Raw genomic sequence first — 18,331 nt, forward strand, 5'->3', positions numbered from 1 at the left:
GCCGCCGCAGCCCGCGGCCACACCCCTGGTCGAGGTCACTGGCCGCGCCGTCGCGCCGGCCGCGAGGAGGAACTCCACATGTCGACCACCCCGACCACCCAGGATCCCAGCCGGCTGACCGGCGCCGCGCTGGAGCGCCACCGCCTCACCGAGGAGGTCCTCGGCTACATCGCGGCCGGCGTGGACGCCGAGGTGCCGGACTTCAACGCCTCCTGCCTGCGGATGTTCGCCATGCAGTACGAGCTCGCCCCCATCTTCCGGGAGTTCTGCGACGTCAAGAAGGTGCGCCCCGGGGACGTGTCCGACTGGCGGGAGATCCCGCTGGTCTACAACGACATGTTCAAGACCCACCTGGTGACCTCCTTCCCGCTCGAGAACGCGGTCATCGGCTGCCTCACCGGAGGGACCACCAGCCTGACGCAGCGCGGTCGCATCTTCCGCGACGAGGACGGCAAGAAGCTGGTCTTCGGCGCCAACAAGCGGATGACCGGCGCGTACCTCTTCCCCGACTTCGAGGAGGGGCGCCGCTGCCGCATCCTCATCCTCGCCCCCAGCCCGGAGTTCGCCCCCTCCATGGGCATGGCCATCGGCATGGAGCAGACCCGCACCCACTTCGGCACGCCCGACAGCCAGTTCCTGCTCGGCCGCACCGGCATCGACATCAACGGCCTGCTCAAGGCGCTGCGGGAGTCGGAGTCGAGCGGCGTGCCGGTGGCGCTCATCGGCGCCACCTCGGCCTACGTCTACTTCTTCCAGGCCTGCCGGCGGAAGAAGTACACCTTCAAGCTGCCCAGGGGCAGCCGCATCTGCGACGGCGGCGGCTACCGCGGTCGCTTCGGCCCGGTGTCCCGCGAGGACTACCTCGGGATGGTGCAGGAGATCCTGGGCATCCCCGACTCCCACTGCGTCAACGTCCTCGGGGAGGCCGAGACCGCCACCAACCTCTTCGACGACTCGCTGCGCCGCCTCGTCACGGGCCAGCCGGTGCGGAAGCGCACCCGCCCGGTGCCGCCCTGGAGCCGGGTGCTGGCCATGGACATCGACACGCTCAAGCCCCTGCCCGACGGCAAGGTCGGCCTGCTGGCCCACTGGGACCTCGCCAACGTCCCGACCGTGCTCTGCCTCATCACCGACAACCTCGGCTACACCACCGACGACGGGCGCGGCTGCGAGATGGTGGGGCGCGCCAAGCTGGAGAACGGCAAGGTCTCGCCGCTGCCGGACGAGGAGAAGCCGGTGGGCGGCATGGGCGACGGGATGGTCTTCCGGATGCTCGAGTCCTACGTGAACTTCTCCATCGACCTGAAGATGCTCACCGCCAAGGCCCCGCCGGCCGGCCCGACCATCCGCGAGGAGATCGAGGCGCGGCCGGGCTCGGTGGCCTCCTGCCCGCAGGTGGTGGACGAGATCCTGCTCTCGCAGGGCAACGAGGACGCCGCCCGCCAGCGCGACGCCTCGCTGCAGGCCTTCAAGGACCAGACCGAGCGCCCCATGGAGTGGTTCCAGGAGCAGGCCCGCAAGCAGAAGCTGGCCGACCACCCGGCCGGCCTGCAGTCGGAGGAGCCCGGGCCGAACAAGCTGTAGGCCAGGCCGCGGCGGCGGTCCCCTCCCCGCTGGCCCCGGCCTGGTGGCCGGGGGGAGCGGCTTCGCCGGCCGGCGCCCCTGCGGTATACCGCCACCATGGCAACGTCCCCACCCGATCGGCGCCCACGGCTGGGGCGGGCGCTCGTCCTCCTGGCCGGCGCCGCGCTGGTGGTCGGGCTCTCCTGGTCCACCTGGCTGGCCGCCACCCGCGCCCGCCTGCGCGCCGCCGCCCCGAGCCCGGCCGCCGGCCCGACGCTCACCGTCCCGCCCCGGCCCGAGGTCCCCGCCAACCGGCTGGTCACGGCGCCGGCGCCGGTGGCCGCACCCGCCCTGGACCTCCCCACCGCCGGCGGCGCGCGCTTCTCCCTGGCCGCCGCCCGGGGCCAGGTGGTGGTGGTGAACTTCTGGGCCACCTGGTGCTCGCCGTGCGTCCGGGAGCTGCCCAGCCTGGTGCAGCTCGGCCGGGACCTGGCGAAGCGCCACCCCGGGAAGTTCCGCATCGTGGCGGTGTCGGTCGACGAGCAGCCGGACGCCGTGGCGAAGTTCTTCGCCGAGCCGCCCTGGGGCGGCCTGCCGCCCGAGCTGGTGGTGGCGCTCGAGCCGGGCGCCGGCGCGGTGGCCCGCGGCTTCCCGTGCCTGGGGCGCGGCGCCTGCCGCCCGGAGGACAGCCGGCTCCCCGAGACCTACGTGGTGGACCAGCAGGGCCGCATCGTGGCGCTGGTGGTGGGCGAGATCGACTGGTCCCTGCCCGGCCCGGCGCTGTACCTCGAGGCGCTGCTGTCGGGGTGAGCGCGGGCCCGCCGCACCCGCTCCGCCTCCCCGGGCCCCGCTACCTGCCGCTGAGGAACTTCAGGTCGTCCGCGTAGGCCTTGTTGAGCTGGTCCATCCCGGGGAGGTCGGCCCGGAAGAGCGACGTGGCGGTCACGTTCACCTGGTCGACCGGCAGGGGGCGCCCCTCCTGCTCGAGGGCGTAGGCGTTCCGCCCCGCCACCACCGCCCGCGGCAGCAGCACCAGGTCGAGGCCGCCGAGGTGGTGCCGGTCGAGGATGGCCTTCAGCGGGGCGATGGCCTCGAGCCGCGTCGCCGCCGCGGCCGGCATCTCCCCGGCGGGTCCCGGCTCGCGGAACCTGGCCAGCAGCTTGGGGTCGCGCGCCCCGGCGGCGCGGATCTCCTTCACCGCCGCCACGTAGCTCTTCAGCTTCGGCAGCGTGACCGGGTAGGCCAGCATGGCGCGGGTGCCCTCGTCCAGCACGCCCTCGTGCATGTCCCCCGCGGCCGCTTCGCCGGCCGACCCGGGGGCCGGCGCGCCGTGCCCGGCCGGCGCATCCGGCGTGCCTGCCGCGGCGTGCCCAGCCGCCGCGAGGTCGGCCCCCTGGGCCGGGTGCCCCGCGGCCGGCGAGGCGGCGGTGTGGCCCGGCGCGGTCTCCTTCGGGGCGCCGGGCAGCAGCAGGACCACCGCGAGGACCGCGGCGGCGAGCCCGGCCATGACCATCCACTTGCGCATGCGCCTCCTCCGTCTCCCGGCAGGAGCGCCGGGGCGCGGCAGTTTACCAGAGCCGGCCGGACCGCCGCGACCGGCGCCGCGGCGCCGCCAGGGCCCTCGCGCCCCTTGGACGGGCGTCCGCCGGCCCGCCCATCTCACCGTCGGGGGGTGGCCGGGACCCGCTGGAGGAACTCCTCCCGCGACAGGCGGTCGGCGTTCGACCAGTGGATCATCTCGGCGTACGCCTGGGAGATCTGCTGCGCCTGCGCCGGGGTGTAGGCCTGCTGCGCCAGGCCCAGCTTCTCGGCGCGCAGGAGCTTCCGGTAGTCCCCGACGATGGCGTGGACCTGCTGGTAGGTCTGGAGCCGCTCCTGGCAGTGGGCGGCCAGGGACGGGTCCTCGCGGGCCGCCCGGGTGAGGACCTCCACCAGCTGCCGGTAGAGGGCGTCGAGCCGGTCGTACTGGTGCATGATCATGGCCAGGTTGTAGTTGACGTCCACCACGTAGACGTCGCGCTCCGGCCAGAACCGCTCGGTGATGGCGATGCGGGTCCGCTCCAGGTCGGCGGCGGCGACCCCCGGCAGCAGCCCGCGCGCCAGGAGCGCCCGGAGCACCTCGTGGGCCGCGATCTCCTGGCTCCGCTCGGTCAGGTGGACGTAGTCGATGAGGACGTCGAAGCCGGGGATGCCGTCGCCCGCCACCGCCTCCAGCGGAGCCACGATGTCCACCAGGGGCGCGCCCCGCGCCGCCGCCACCTCCCGCAGGATGACCTGGAACTCCGGGAGCTCGCGGAACGGGAAGGCGTCGCGCTGCAGCGCCAGGACGTACTCGGCCTTGGCCTCGGCCGGGCGCCCCGTCCTCCGGAGCGACTCCGCCAGGTAGAAGTGGGCCTCGGCGTACTCGCCGTCCAGCTCGACGGCGGCGCGCAGCGGCGCCTCGGCGCCGGCGAAGTCGCCCCGCTCGACGGCCAGGACGCCCTCGCGGAAGGCGGCGGTCCAGCGGGACCGCTGCCAGGCGTCGAGGCCCGGGCGGTGACGTGAGACGTTGGGGCTCCAGTCCTTCAGGTTGACCGGGCAGGTGAGGAGGAGCAGCGGGACCCTGGCCTGGCCCGCGCTGGCCACCATGGCCTCGACGTTGAAGCGGTAGTGCTCCAGGAGCGCCTGGAACTGCCGCGGGTCCTCCCGGTAGCGCGAGGCCTGGCCGAAGGCGAAGGAGAGGTGGTTGGAGAGCTGGTCGTCGAAGTCGTAGTCCTTGACGTCGAACCGCGGCAGCGGCGTGGTCAGCGTCACGCCGACCCGGTAGGCCAGGCGGGCCGCCGCCGAGCGGTCCCAGGGGGCCGGCGGGGTGCGGGGCCGGTAGACCAGGTTCTCGAGGAGCTCGTTGTTCCCGTTGTAGAGGACCAGCAGGTCGGGGTGGTACCGGAGCGCCTCCTCGAGGATCAGCTTGACCCGGTGGCTCCCGTAGGTGCCCGCCGCCATGTTGACGACCTCGACCGCCCTCCCCGGGTAGAGCAGCCGGAGCTTCCGCTCCAGCAGCGCGCTCAGGTTGGTGTCGCCCAGCTGGTAGGGCCAGCCGGCCGCCGCCGAGGCGCCCAGGACGAAGACCCGGAGGCCCCCCTCCGGCCGCTCCAGCGGGAACGGCCGCGGGTTGACCATCAGCGGGTGGAACCCGGTCCGCCGCACCATCCTCCGGCCGTCCAGCTCGACCACCTCGAAGGCCGGGACCGGGTTGATGGCCTCCACGTGGGGGTTCCGGCGGCGCGCGGCGGCGTTCTCGACCCGCTCGATGAGCCGGCAGCCGAGCTCGACGCCGGCCGCCAGGAGCAGCAGGGTGAGCGCCCAGAAGGCAGGCCGGCTCCGGCTCCTCTCGGTGGCAGGGACCACGGGCTCGCTCAGAGGGTGCCGTAGATGCGCGGCGCGACGGCCGAGCCCTGGGTGAGGAAGACCAGCAGCCCCATCAGCAGCAGCACCAGCAGGAGGGGCAGGAGCCAGAAGCGCTTGCGCTCGCGCAGGAAGCCCAGGAACTCCCGGAGGAACTCGAGCAGGGAGTGGCCGTTCACGCGGCCAGTATAGCGCGGCGCGGGCCGCGGGCGACGCGGCCGGACAGCCGGCGTAGGCGGGAGCCGGGCGGCCCCCTCACCCCGGCCCTCTCCCCCGGTGGGGGAGAGGGAGCGCAAGGTCGGTGGGCGGTGGGCGGTGGGCGATGGGCGATGGGCGATGGGCGGTGGGCGGTGGGCGCCAGCACCTGGCCTGCCCGGCGTGCGCCGAGGGGCTAGGCGGGGGGCGAGGTGACCTGGCGGTGGCGGAGGCCGTCCTTGGCGACCTTCCACTTCTCGTAGGCGATCCGCATGCCCTTGCGGACGGGGAGCTGGTTCATGAGGGAGAGGATGTGGGCGTGTGGGAAGCCGGAGGCGGGGACCTTGAACATGTGCTTGAGGACCCTGGGGGGAGGGAGAGGAGCTCGAGGGAGGTCTGGTAGAAGAGCTCCTCGCGGACCTCCGGGGTCATGCGGGGGTCGGGGTGCTCGTAGAGGGCGTAGGCGCCGGTGTAGTACTCCCAGCCGAGGTCCTTGAAGAGGTAGGGCTGGTACTGGTCGCGCAGGGTGGAGCCGGGATAGGGGACGGCGAGGGAGGGGTGCATGGAGACGCCGAGGCGGTCGGCGAGGTCGACGGCGCGGCGGTAGTCGTCGATGGAGTCGGCGCGCGAGCCGAGCATGAAGAAGAGGGAGACGTCGATGCCGGCGTCCTTGAGCGTCTTGACGGCGCGCTCGCGGTCGATGCCGACCTTGCGGTCGGCGCGGTACTCCTCGAGGCCGTGGTCGGTGATGGACTCCCAGCCGACCCAGACGGTGAGCATGCCGGACTGGCGGGCGGCCTTGAGCATGCCTGCGCCGTCGGGGGGAGAGGACGGGGGCGAGGGAGCCGAAGCCCATCCAGCGCTTCTTGCTGCCCTTGAGGGCGGTGAAGAGGTCGATGGCGCGCTGGGTCTTGCCGAGCCACCAGATGTTCTCGTCGCCGTTGATGTAGAGGCTGCCGGGCATGGCGTCGACGTCCTGGACGACGTCGTCGATGGGGCGCATCCGGATCCTGGCGCCGAAGACCTTGCTGACGGTGCAGAAGGAGCAGGGGTAGGGGCAGCCGCGGGCGGTGCTGACGATGCGGAAGTCGTGGCCGTGCTTGAGCATGCCGTAGAGCGGGGTGGGCAGGCCTTCGAGCTCGAGCTGCTGGCCCTGGTAGCGGGGCTTCATGGCGCCGGCCTTGAAGTCGGCCAGGACCTGGGGCCAGACCCCCTCGGCCTCGCCGGTGACCACCGCGTCGGCGTGTTGCGCGGCCTCCTCGGGGCAGGCCGAGACGTGCATGCCGCCCAGGACCACCTTGATGCCGCGGGCGCGCAGGCCGTCGGCGATGCGGTACCCGGGCACGGCGGTGGGGGTGAGCAGGCTGATGGCGGCCAGGTCGCACTGGAGGTCGTCGAAGACGTCCGGGGTGGCGCTGGCGCTGTAGAGCTCGATCTCGATGTCGGGATCGGCCTGGCGGGTCAGGGCGGCCAGGTACTCCAGGATGGGCGGGGCCACCGGGGTCCAGCCGAAGGGGAGCGGGGGCTTGATGATGCAGAGCTTCACTGTGTCTCCTCGGTCCCCCCCCGGGGCGGCGCCGGCTCCGGCGCCGGTGTGGGCGCCAGCGCCAGCGCCCTGGCGAAAGCTGGGACGTGTCCGGCGCCGGCTAGTGCTCGATGCGGAAGCCGGAGTGGAAGGTCTCCATGGTGAAGGGGATGCCCCAGTAGCTGACGATCATGGCGACCATGGCCAGGATGGAATAAACGGCCAGCTTCTGCCCGCGCCACCCGAAGGTGATGCGCAGGTGCAGGTAGATGCCGTAGATGAGCCAGGAGATGAGGGACCAGACCTCCACCGGGTCCCAGTTCCAGAAGGTGCCCTTGACCTGGTCGGCCCAGAAGGCGCCGGAGACGATCATCACGCCGTAGAGCGTGAAGCCGCCGACCACGAAGCGGTAGCTGAGGGCGTCGAGGGCCTCGAGCGCCGGGAGGCGGTCGTAGAGGCCACCCTGGCCGCGCTGCTTGAGCAGGTAGAGCAGGCCGAGGGCGGCGGCGATGAGCACGGCGCTGAAGCCGGTGGTGGCGCCGACGATGTGGACCCAGAGCCAGGCGCTCTGCAGGGCCGGGACGCGCTGCCCGGTCACCTCGGTCTGCAGGGTGCCGGCCCAGCCCATCATGGTGAAGGCCACCGGCATGACCAGGACGCCCAGGGGGCGCACCGCGCTGGTGGAGAGCTGGACCACCAGGTAGAGCAGCACCGTCACCGCCATGCCCAGGGCGATGGACTCCGGAGGTGGTGATGAAGGGGTTGACGCCGCCCACACCCCAGCGCCAGGCGATGCTGGCGACGTGGGGCAGGAAGCCCAGGGCGGCGGTGATCACCCCGGCCAGGAAGAGCTTCTCGGCCCGGGCCATGAACCCGATGATGTAGCTGAAGGCGCTCACGCCGTAGAGCGCCACGGCCGCCCAGAACAGCACCTGCTCGGTCCTCATCGTCGTCCCCCCTCGGGCGCGCCGTGAACGGCGCGCCGGTGTGTCAGCCCTGTGCCGCCCGCCGCTTCGCCCCACCCTGCCGCAGCCGGCCGGCGAAGGTGAGCACCATGCCCAGCAGCCCGAAGCAGAGGCCGGCCAGGCTGGTGTTGAGGCCTGGGTCATAGCGCACGTCCATGCCGACCCAGTAGCGAATCTCCCTGGGCGAGAGCTTGAAGTCGCCGAGGTCGAGCAGCCCGCCCACCGGCAAGAGCGCCTTCTTCTCGGCCGCCAGCACCCCGGCCGGCCCGTGGGGGCGCAGCTCCAGGCTGACCTGGCCGCTGCGCGGCTCCACCCCGGGCCAGTAGCCCACCCGCAGGGTGCCGCGGGGGTGCTCGGGCGGCTGTGGGTACTCGAACGCCGCCGCCTCCACCTGCGTCCCCGCCGCGTACAGGTAACTGCCGTCGGCCTGCCGGTAGCTCTGCAGCGGCACGTGCACGCCGTAGAGGTCCTTGCCGTCCGGGTCGGTCATGACCACCAGCACCGAGTAGCCCTCCTTGGAGCAGAGGTAGCGCACCCCGTCGTGCTCGAGGTCGCGGGTCACGTAGATGACCCCGGTGGTGGTGTCGCCCGGCTCGCCCACCGCGATCTCGTAGGCGGCCCGCTTGTCGTCGCCGTCCACCTTGTAGCCGGTGTGCATCTTCACCAGCGTGGTCTCGCCGGTGAGCCAGGCGGGGTCGAAGAACCGCCCGTACTCCACCTGGTCGTAGCTCTCGGCCTGCCCGTTGGGCAGGGTCTCGCCCTCGGTCAGCCTGAGGACGCCCTTGAAGTGGAAGAGGCTGTTGACCACCACGCCCCCCAGCACCGCCAGGAAGCTCAGGTGGAAGATGATCATCCCGGCCTGCACCAGCGAGGCCTTGCGCTTCCAGATCCGGCTGAAGAACGCCGCCGCCGAGCTCACCGCCAGGAGCACCAGGAGCCCGTTGAACCAGAGCGTCGAGAAGATCACCTCCCCGGCCGCCGCCTCCCGGTAGACCGTCACCCCGACCACGCAGCACCCCAGCACCACCACCAGGATGCCGATGGCCAGCTTCGGCGACGTCAGCAGGCCGTAGGCCCGCTGGGCCAGGCTCGGCGGCCGTCGCCCGGGCGGCGCGGCGGCGGGGGGCGGGGCGGCAGGTCCCGCGGCTGGACCAGTGGCTGGACCAGTGGCTGGACCAATGGCTGGTGCGGCGGCTGGTGCGGCGGGCTGCGTCGGGTCGGCCTGCGCTGCGGTCGGCTCGGCCGCCGCCGGCGAGGCCGGGGCGGTGGGGTCTTCGGGCGTCATGAGTGGTCCGTTCATCATACCAGCGCGTCGCCCCGTCTGGGCCCTCCAGGGCCCCGCCTCCGCTGGACAGGCGCTCGGCCGGCTCGGGTGGAGCGGTTCGCCCGCTCGCCACGAAGCAGCGCGCCGCCCCTGGCCGGAGCCAGGGTGCGGCGCGCAGGTGCCTCGACCGCCTGGTCCCGCCGCGGCTAGTAGACGCCGCCCGGGGTGTAGCCGAGGTGGTCGTTGTTCGAGCAGCCGGCGCCCAGGGCGGCGGTGCCGCCGCAGGTGGCGGTGCCCGCCGGGACGCTGGGCCCGGACAGCGGCTTCCAGCTGGTGGTCACCCACATGCCGCTGGCCCCGGCGCTGCGCATGAAGCCGAAGGGGCGGTAGGTGTTGGTGCCGCCCACCGGCCACAGCGTGTCGGTGCCCAGGCTGGGCGACATGGCGTTGAAGCCGTGGACGTCCTGGGCCGAGATGGGCCGGGCCGGCTTGCCGGTGTTGAGGCTGCCGTGGCAGCGCCAGCAGGAGGTGCGGGCGATGCCGCCGGGGCCGCTGTTGCCGCCGCCGGAGAAGGCCGAGCCCACGCCGTGCGAGTTGGTGGTGGCGCCCACCAGCGGGACCACCAGGTGGCAGACGGTGCAGATGTTGGTGGCGTTCACCGTCCAGCCGGCCTGGCGCAGCGTGGTGGCGCCGCCGTGGGCCGTGACCGTGGCGGTCAGGGTGGTGGCGCTGGTGGTGCCGAGCGGCGCGTGGCAGTCCCAGCACGAGATCAGGAAGCCGTAGGAGGCGACCGTGCCGATGGTGCCGGGGGTCTTGGCCGGGCTGCGCGTGTTCCACGGCGGCTGCATGCGCAGGTTGCCGACGAAGGAGTTGTTCTGCTGGCCCAGGACCGGGTGGTACGACGAGTTGGTGGTGGCGAAGGAGGCCGCCACGTCCACCACGCCGCCCAGGATGCCGCCCGCCGTCATGCCCGCGCCGGTGTAGGCCGCGCCCGAGATGGTGGTGTTGAACGGCTTCTGCGCCGTCCCGCCCGGCACCCGCGCCAGCGCGCTGTTGGCGCCGTTGGCGTCGTGGCACTTGAGGCACTGGTTCACCATGATGGCCTGCACCGCCGGCTCGAGCACGTTGCTCGCGAGGTTGCGGCTGAAGTCGACCATGTTCAGCACGCCGGTCCCCACGCCGTAGCTGCCCGGGGTGGTGGCCGTCGCGGCCGTGTAGGTCACGTTGACGATCTCGGTCCCGAGATCCGGGTCGCGCAGGTTGATGACACCGTTCTGGTGGACGCCCGACACAGCGTTGCCGGTGGTCGGGTCACCCTCCATGTGGCAGACGGCGCAGTCGAAGTTGGTCACCGCGCCGGCGGCCGACCGCTTGTGCGACCAGGCCAGGGCGAACTCCGGCACGATGGGCCGCCGCGCCCCCGCCGTCGTGGCGTGGCAGACGATGCAGGACCCGCCGGTCGCCTCCCCCACCCCGTTGATGTGGATGGTCTTGTTCACCGTGCAGGCCGCCAGGTTGGTCACCAGGCAGGCGTAGCCGGTGTGGCAGGCGCTGCAGTTCTGGGTCCCGGCGTTGGCCGCCGTGTGGTTGGTGTTGTTCGGGGCACCCGGTGGCAGGTGCCGCAGGCCTGCTGCGTCACGCCGCTGTTCCAGTTCGGCGCCGTGATGGTGCCGCGGTAGACCGCGTCGGCCGCCCACTTCTGCCCGTGGCAGTAGTTGGTGCAGGTCGGCGTGGCCTCCCAGGTGGTCAGGGTCGGCGTGGTCGCCGCGCCCAGGCCTGTGGCCGCCGACGGCGTCGGGACCAGCGAGCCGGTGGTGGCCAGCGCGTTCCAGGTGAAGCCCACCACCGCGTTGGAGTGGGTCTGCAGGGTCGGCACGGTGTGGCAGTCGCCGCAGGCCATGGCCGTGGCGCGCTGCGTGGTGCCCACCAGGTGCGCCTGGTGCCCGCCCACCTTCACGCCGGTGGTCGAGCCGTTGGTCGCCAGCGGCGGGGCGAAGTTGGTGACCGACCCGTGGCAGCTCGAGCAGGTCATCACCGCCGGCTCGTAGGCGCCGTTGATGTGGTTGGCCGCGTTCACCGTGCAGGTCGCCATGCTCCCGGTGGTGCAGTTGTAGCCCGGGTGGCAGTCCTGGCAGTTCTTGGTGGACGTCACCCCCACGTGCGCCGAGCTGGTGGGCGGCGCCCGGTGGCAGTCGTCACAGGCCACCATCGCAGCCGTCCCGGTCCAGGTCGGCGCCGGCGTGGCGCCCAGGTAGTTGGCGTTGGCCGCCCACTTGGCGCCGTGGCAGTAGTTGGTGCAGGTCGGCGTGGTCTCCCAGGCCGCCGCCACCGCGCCAGCAGCCGGCGTCGGGATGACGCCGCCGGTGGTGGCCAGCGCGCTCCAGGCCACGTTCGGCGACCCGGTGGCGTGGTTCATCAGCGCCGGCACCGTGTGGCAGTCGCCGCAGACGACCCGCGTGCTGCGCAGGGCCGTCCCGGTCAGGTGCTTCTGGTGCGCGCCCACCTTGGGCTGCGTCGTCAGCGTGTTGCCGTTGGTCGCCACCGGCGGCGCCGCGTTCCCCGCCGCCAGCGTGCCGTGGCAGCTGTAGCAGGTGGCGGTGCTGGTCTGCCGCGTCCCGTCGATGTGCAGCGTGGTGGCCGCGACGCCCGTGCCCGTGAAGACGATGGTGCCGCCCGCGTTCACCACCGAGGCGTGGCAGGCCACGCAGACCGTCGCCGCCGAGGGCTTCGGCACCGAGGTGTGGACCGGGTCGGTCGGGGGCGAGGCGTGGCAGGAGTTGCACGCCACCGCCACGCCGGTGTTCCACGACCAGGTGGTCGTCACGCCCTGCTGCGCCACCGTGAAGGAGGCGCCGTGGCAGTAGGTGGTGCAGGTGTCCGCCGTGGGCGCCGTGTTCTGCACGATGCCCGGGATGATCCCGCCCAGGTTGGCCGCGGTGGCGTTGGCGAAGGTGAGATCGGTGGCCGAGTTGGTGTGGCCGCTGGTGTAGCTGTTCACCGCGAGGCCGTGGCACTCCGAGCAGAGCACCGGCTTGTAGATCTGCTGGGCCGGCGTCTGCGGCACCGCGTGCGAGAGGTGCGGACCCACCCTCACCCCGGTGGCCGCCGCCGCCGTGTCGTTGGGCGGCACCGCCAGCAGGTTGTTGGCCGTGTTCACCGGGCCGAAGGTGCCCGTCACCGAGACCCGGCCAGCCGTGCCGTGGCAGGACGAGCACGTCCCGCCGCTGGAGTCAGGCACCCCGTTCAGGTGGGTGGTCAGGTTCACCGTGCAGGCCGCCAGGTTCGACGTGACGCAGTTGTACCCGGCGTGGCAGCTCGAGCAGTTGGTGGTGGTCGGGTACGGCACCGGGTGGATGGCCGAGGTCGGCGGGGCCAGGTGGCAGGAGTTGCAGGCCGCCTGCGCAGCCGTCCCCGTCCAGCTCGGCGCCGTCACCGCACCGCGGTAGGTCGCGTTGGCCGCCCACTCCTGCCCGTGGCAGTAGTTGGTGCACGTCGGCGTCGTCTCCCAGGCCGCGGCGACTGCGCCGGCCGCAGGGGTCGGCACCAGGCCGCCGTTGGTGCTGAGCGCGCCCCAGGCCACGTTCGGCGACCCGGTGGCGTGGTTCATCAGCGTCGGCACCGTGTGGCACTCGCCGCAGGCGATGGCCGTGCCGCGCAGTCGGACGCCGACCAGGTGGCGCTGGTGAGCGCCCACCTTCGGCTGCGTGGTCAGCGTGTTGCCGTTGGTGGCCACCGGCGGCGCCGCGTTGCCGGCCGCCAGCGTGCCGTGGCAGCTGTAGCAGGTGGCGGTGCTGGTCTGCCGCGTCCCGTCGATGTGCAGCGTGGTGGCCGCGGCGCCGGTGCCGGTGAAGACGATGGTGCCGCCCGCGTTCACCACCGAGGCGTGGCAGGCCACGCACACCGTGGCCGCCGAGGGCTTCGGCACCGAGGTGTGGACCGGGTCGGTCGGGGGCGAGGCGTGGCAGGAGTTGCACGCCACCGCCACGCCGGTGTTCCACGACCAGGTGGTGGTCACGCCGCGCTGCGCCACCGTGAACGAGGCGCCGTGGCAGTAGGTGGTGCAGGTGTCCGCCGTGGGCGCCGTGTTCTGCACGAAGCCCGGGATGATCCCGCCCAGGTTGGCCGCGGTGGCGTTGGCGAAGGTGAGGTCGGTCACCGAGTTGCCGTGGCCGCTGGTGTAGCTGTTCACCGCGACGCCGTGGCACTCCGAGCAGAGGACCGGCTTGTAGATCTGCTGGGCCGGCGTCTGCGGCACCGCGTGCGAGATGTGCGGGCCGACGCGGACGCCGGTGGCGGCGGACAGCGTGTCGTTGGGCGGCACCGCCAGCAGGTTGTTGGCCGTGTTCACCGGGCCGAAGGTCCCCGTCACCGAGACCCGCCCAGCCGTGCCGTGGCAGGACGCGCAGCCGGCGACGACGGTCACATCCATGGAGCCGTTGATGTGCACCGCCAGGTTCGCGGTCGTGCCGGTGTAGCCGGTGTGGCAGACGCCGCAGTTGACGTTGCCGGTGGGGTGGGTGCCGCCGGGCAGCGTGGCCGGCATGGCGGCGCCCACGGTGCCGTGGCAGGAGTTGCAGTTCAGGGTGATGTCGGTGGCCCAGACCACGGTCTTGCCGATCTGGCCGTTGCGGAACTCACCGTGGCAGTAGGTGGCGGTGCAGCCGACGGCGCCGGTGCGGCTGTAGCTCGGCACGGCGGCGAAGGACCAGAGGGCGTCGGTGGTGGCGGGGCCGCCCGAGCCGCCCACGGCGGCCGCGGTGACGGGGCCCTTCCCCTTGGCGCTCAGCTCCGCCACGGGCGGGGCCTGCACCGGCACGGTGCCGGTGGCCAGCTGGCTCCAGGTGACGGTGGCGCGCGCGCCGCCGGTGCCGGTGTCGGTGCCGTGCAGGATGTTGCCGTCCAGCGGCACCGCGTGGCAGCTGGCGCAGGCGATGGGGGCGGTGGTGAAGGTGGCCTGGTTGAGGTGCGCGGCGTGGGCGCCGTAGGTGACGGTGGTCGGCACGATGGGGGTGGTGCCGGAGAGGTCGAAGGCGGTGGGCGAGACGCCCGGGGCGGCCAGGAGCGGCGTGCTGGAGGTGGCGCCCGGGTTGGAGGCGATCGCGCCGTGGCAGGAGGTGCAGCCGATGGACGAGGTGTCCGGGTGACCGTCCACGTGGGTCAGGCTGGCGGTGGCCGGGATGGTGGTGGCGGTGTAGCCGGTGTGGCAGGTGCCGCAGGCGGTGCTGGCCGGGTGCGGCAGGGCCGGCGGGGAGGCGTGGCAGGCGGTGCAGCCCAGCGTGCCGACCGCGGTCCAGGAGGGCGCGCCGGTGCCGTGGCAGTAGGTGGAGGAGCAGGTGGCGCTGGTGGCGCTGTTGCGCACGTAGTCGGCGGTCCGGCCGCCCTGCTGCGCGCGGAAGCCCAGGGCCTCGGGGCCGAAGCGCAGGTCGACCAGGCCGTCGGCGTGGGTCCACATGGAGACCGGGTTCTCGCTGTAGGGCTCGAAGGCCTCGGAGCCGGTGTGGCACTCCAGGCACTCCACGGTGCGGGAGCGGGTGCCGTTGACGTGGACCCGGTGGGTGCCGACGCTCACCGCGCTGGTGGCCGAGGCGCCGCTGGCGTCGGCAGGCGGAGCGGACTCGAACCACGGGACGCCGTTCCCGCCGTTCACGAGGTTGGGCGTGCCGTGGCAGCCCTCGCAGCCGTAGTCCTGGATGTTGGTCTGGACCGAGCCGTCCACGTGCATGCTGGCGGCCACGTTGATGCCGCCGGCCGCGGTGACCGTCTGGTCGTGGCACACGATGCACTCGGTCAGGGCCGCCACCGAGCGGTGGCGCGGGTCGGCCGGCGGGGCGCCGTGGCAGGAGCCGCAGGTCAGCACGTCGGTCCAGACCGGGGCGGTGTTGCTGCCCTTGGTGGCGGCCGAGAAGGTGCCGCCGTGGCAGTAGGTGCTGGCGCAGGTGCCGCCCGGGTAGCCCGAGTAGGTGGCGATGGCGCCGCCCTGGTTGCCGAGGGCGCTGGAGGAGAGCGAGATGACGCGGGTGCCGTCCGGGTGGCTCGGATCACCGGGGAACGGCATCGTCGGGTGGCAGTCGATGCAGCCGACCGGCACGCTGCGCAGGTTGATGTGCGCCATGTGGGCCTCGGGCGCGGTGGAGCCGGAGGCGCTGATGGGCGGGGCCACCTCGATCTGCGGGTCGGTGCCGACCAGGCCTACGGCGATGGGGCGGCCGGCGGTGCCGTGGCAGGCGGTGCAGGAGGTGAGCGACGGCACCTGGAGGCGGCCGTCGATGTGGGTGTTGCGGGCGGCCACCGTCAGGCCGGTGGTCTCGTAGCCGGCGTGGCAGACGGCGCAGCCGGCGGGCGCGCCGGGGTGCGGGGACGGCGGCGGGGAGCCGTGGCAGGTGCCGCAGTTGGCCTGGGTCGGGCCGCCGGTCCAGACCGGCGGGGTGATGCTGGCGCCCGCCCTCAGGCCGGCGCCGTGGCACCAGGTGGAGGAGCAGCTGGTGCCGTCGAAGCTCGGGGTGAGCGGCACGGCGGCGGTGAGGCCGCTGGCGAGCGGGCTCCAGGCCATCTCGACCGGGAGGCCCTCGTGGCTGTTGTTGGCCGGGTGGCAGTCGACGCAGCCGAGCGGGTTGGTGCGCCAGCGGGCCGCGTTCAGGTGGGCCTGATGGGCGCCGACGGCGCGGGTGGTGGTGGCGAGCTCGCCGCCGGAGCCGCGCGGGGGGGCGGCGGTGAGGCGCGGGTCGGTGACCAGGCCCGGCGTGGCCACGCGCAGCGCGTCGCCGTGGCACTGGGTGCAGTTGATGGCCATGCCGGCGGTGTGGCCGTGGCAGCTGGTGCAGCGGGTGCCGGTCTGGTGCCCGGGGCCGCTGGGCGACGAGCCGTCGGCCCGGTAGTACTTGGTGAGGGTGTGGCAGACCTGGCAAGGGCCGGAGGCGTCGGTGTTGACGTAGCTGGCGGTGGCGCGCGCCGTGGTGAGGTCGCCGGTGCCCAGGGCGCGGGTGTCGGAGAAGGCCACCGACCGCGGGGCCGTGGCGGCGCTGGCGCCGCGGGGCGCGGCGGTGATCTGCGGGGCCACCAGGTAGAGGTTGTTGGTGCCGTGCGGCGTGTGGCAGTCGCGGCAGGAGGTGGACCAGGAGCCGTAGCTGCTGCCCACCGACTCGGACGAGTGGGTGGCGATGGCGTGGCAGTCGGTGCAGAGGCTGGCCGAGTTGTCGCGCACCAGCAGGTTGCCGTCGCCCTTGACGCCCAGGGCCTGGACCGTCACCGAGACGGGGCTGGAGGTGACCGTGCCGGAGCCGTTGGTGGCCAGGGCGTCGATGGTGTAGGTGCCGGCGGCCAGCGTGAGGGTGTGCTCCCAGATGCCGCCCAGGGTGGTCGAGCCGTACTTGGTGCTCAGGACCGCGGGCGGCGCCTGGTTGGCGCCGTTCAGCCGCACCACCACCGCGGTGATGGGGGTGGCCGGGGTGGTGGCGTTGGACGGGCTGGTGACCCGCACCTGCACCTTGAAGCCGCGGTAGTCGGGGAAGAGCGCGGTGGGGCCGGGCGCGACGCGCGCCCCGGGCGCCGGGTTGACGACGGAGATCACCGGCACCAGCGTGCCGGCCGCGGTGCTGCCGATGGTGGTGGTGCCGGCGCCCGGGATGAGCGGGCCGACCTGCACGCCGGGGGCGTAGTTGCCGGCGGCGTCGCGGGCGAAGTGCTTGAAGTAGTAAGGCGTGCCGTTGCTCAGGCCGGTGACGGTGGTGGTGAGCGCGGTGCCGGTGTAGGCCACGAAGCTGGCGCCGACGGGGGCGTTCAGGGCCGGGGTGCTGCCCTCGGCCGGCGCGTCGGTGATGGGGGCGGCGCTCCGCAGGATGACGGTGTTGGCGTAGTCGAGGGCCGGGTTGGTCCAGTTGAGCGTGGCGGTGGTGCTGCCGGGGCTGGTGGTGCCCCAGGCGCCGTTGCCGGGCGAGGCGTTGTCGATGGTGACCACCGAGGAGAGGTTGGTGTCGCTCAGCACGGTCGGCTTGGTGCAGGTGATCGAGGAGACCACGCCCTGGACGGCGTACTGGGCGCCGGGCACGCCCGGCATGGCGGAGTGGAGCCGCGGGGTGATGCGGACGCGGTACTGGGTGGCGGTGGTGGTGGCCACCAGGGCCGGCGTGGTGAAGGTGAAGGGCACCGAGTTGGAGGTCGGGTTGGTGACCGTGCCGTAGGTGACGGAGCCGTCGTTGCTGGTGATGGCGACGGTGCCGACCACGCTGTAGGCGTTGGCAGGGCTCAGGGTCACGGTGGCGGCGGTGAGGGTGTCGGACGTGCCGCCGGAGACCAGGGTGAAGGCGTCGAGATCGGCGATGAGGCCGCCCGGGAAGCGGGAGGAGGCGGCCGACTCGGTGCCGGGGCCGACCGTGGTGACGGTGGAGGCCAGCGGGGTGTGGGGGCCGGTGACGGGGCCGGTGGCCGACCAGTTGCCAGCCAAGTCCCGGGCGAAGATGCGGAAGTGGTAGACGCCGGTGGTGTTGGTGAGGCCAGTGGCCGCGAAGGCGGTGGCGCTGCCGGCGTAGATGACGGTGGAGCTGCCGATGAGGGTGGGGATGTACGCCGAGCCGGTCCAGGTGAAGGGCGCGTACTCCACGCCCTCCACGGGCACGTCGGTGACGGCCGTGCCGGACCGCTGCAGGACCAGCACCTCGTAGAAGTCGGCGACCGGGTTGGTCCAGGTGAGGTTGACGCGCTGGTCGCCGACGGTGACGGCGCCGAGGACCGGGGCCAGGGGCGAGGTGTTGTCGATGGTGCGGGCCAGGCCGGCCACGTCGGTGGAGGCGGCCACGGTGCCGACGGCCACGGTGGAGGCGGAGATGCGGCCGGTCACGGCGACGGTGCCGCCGGGCGGCACCGCCATGGCGGTGTGGGCCCGGGGCCGGATACAGACCCACAGCGGCGTGACGGTGGTGGTCACCGAGAGGCCGGTCACGGCCACCACGGCCACGTCGGTGGCCGGGGTCAGCAGGGTGCCGTACGGGGTGGGCTGGTTGCAGGCCGAGGAGTTCTCGATGCTGATGCTGCTGAGCAGCGCCGCCGAGCCGGCCGGCATGGTCACCGAGAAGCTGCTCACCGTGCTGGTGCCGGTGGAGACCACCTGGAAGTGGTTGAGCGCCACCTTGGGGCCGCCCGGGGTCAGCGTGCTGGCCACCTCACCGACCACCGCGCCGGGCTGCGAGACCGTGAAGGTCTGCGCCTGGGCCAGCACCGGCAGGGCGAGCAGCAGCGCCGCGGCCAGGCCGAGCCTGGCGAGCCGGACCGTGGCGGAGGCCCCGGTGCGGGCGGTGTCGCGGGCAGACAGCGAGGAGACGTTCATGGGGGAGGCTCCTGAGACCTGGGTGCGGTTCGGGCGTCCAGCGAGGCAAGGGGCGGACATCTTGGTGGTCACGAGTCCGGGCTCCGGCTTGGTCGAGGACATTCGAGGGCGAGGGG

The 18,331-nt window shown here is 73.2% G+C and carries 8 protein-coding genes and 2 pseudogenes; 2 read left to right on the plus strand and 8 right to left on the minus strand.

Features of this window, described 5'->3' with window-relative positions; translation table 11 throughout:
• Positions 1-78: 78 nt before the first annotated feature.
• Both IPO09_09215 and IPO09_09220 read left to right on the plus strand, forming a co-directional pair.
• A complete protein-coding gene (locus IPO09_09215; protein ID MBK9517516.1) occupies positions 79-1,584 on the plus strand; it encodes an acyl-protein synthetase in 1,506 nt (501 codons plus the stop codon).
• 96 nt (positions 1,585-1,680) lie between these two features.
• Positions 1,681-2,373: a TlpA family protein disulfide reductase gene (locus IPO09_09220; GenBank protein MBK9517517.1), complete on the plus strand. Its 693-nt coding sequence runs from the start codon at positions 1,681-1,683 to the stop codon at positions 2,371-2,373.
• 40 nt (positions 2,374-2,413) lie between these two features.
• Here IPO09_09220 and IPO09_09225 read toward each other — a convergent pair whose 3' ends face one another.
• From IPO09_09225 to IPO09_09260, 8 genes and pseudogenes are all read right to left on the minus strand, one after another.
• Positions 2,414-3,088, minus strand: coding sequence for a hypothetical protein (locus IPO09_09225; GenBank protein MBK9517518.1), 675 nt, complete (start codon positions 3,086-3,088; stop codon positions 2,414-2,416).
• Between the two features lie 134 nt (positions 3,089-3,222).
• Complete coding sequence (locus tag IPO09_09230; GenBank protein MBK9517519.1) at positions 3,223-4,950, minus strand: hypothetical protein; 1,728 nt, start codon at positions 4,948-4,950, stop codon at positions 3,223-3,225.
• A gap of 8 nt (positions 4,951-4,958) precedes the next feature.
• Positions 4,959-5,126, minus strand: a complete 168-nt coding sequence (locus tag IPO09_09235) for a hypothetical protein (protein MBK9517520.1) — start codon at positions 5,124-5,126, stop codon at positions 4,959-4,961.
• Positions 5,127-5,338: 212 nt separating this feature from the next.
• Positions 5,339-6,688, minus strand: a pseudogene (locus IPO09_09240) (radical SAM protein).
• A 100-nt stretch (positions 6,689-6,788) separates the two neighbouring features.
• Positions 6,789-7,614: pseudogene (gene ccsA / locus IPO09_09245) on the minus strand (cytochrome c biogenesis protein CcsA).
• A 43-nt stretch (positions 7,615-7,657) separates the two neighbouring features.
• Complete coding sequence (locus IPO09_09250) at positions 7,658-8,917, minus strand: cytochrome c biogenesis protein ResB (GenBank protein MBK9517521.1); 1,260 nt, start codon at positions 8,915-8,917, stop codon at positions 7,658-7,660.
• A 185-nt stretch (positions 8,918-9,102) separates the two neighbouring features.
• Positions 9,103-10,419 carry a hypothetical protein gene (locus IPO09_09255; GenBank protein MBK9517522.1) on the minus strand — a complete coding sequence of 439 codons (1,317 nt, stop codon included), beginning with the start codon at positions 10,417-10,419 and terminating at the stop codon, positions 9,103-9,105.
• Positions 10,416-18,215, minus strand: a complete 7,800-nt coding sequence (locus IPO09_09260; protein MBK9517523.1) for a CxxxxCH/CxxCH domain-containing protein — start codon at positions 18,213-18,215, stop codon at positions 10,416-10,418. Before IPO09_09260 ends, IPO09_09255 begins: the two co-directional genes overlap by 4 nt.
• Positions 18,216-18,331: the final 116 nt, after the last annotated feature.

It is taken from the genome of Anaeromyxobacter sp. (assembly GCA_016718565.1).
Lineage (GTDB): Bacteria > Myxococcota > Myxococcia > Myxococcales > Anaeromyxobacteraceae > JADKCZ01.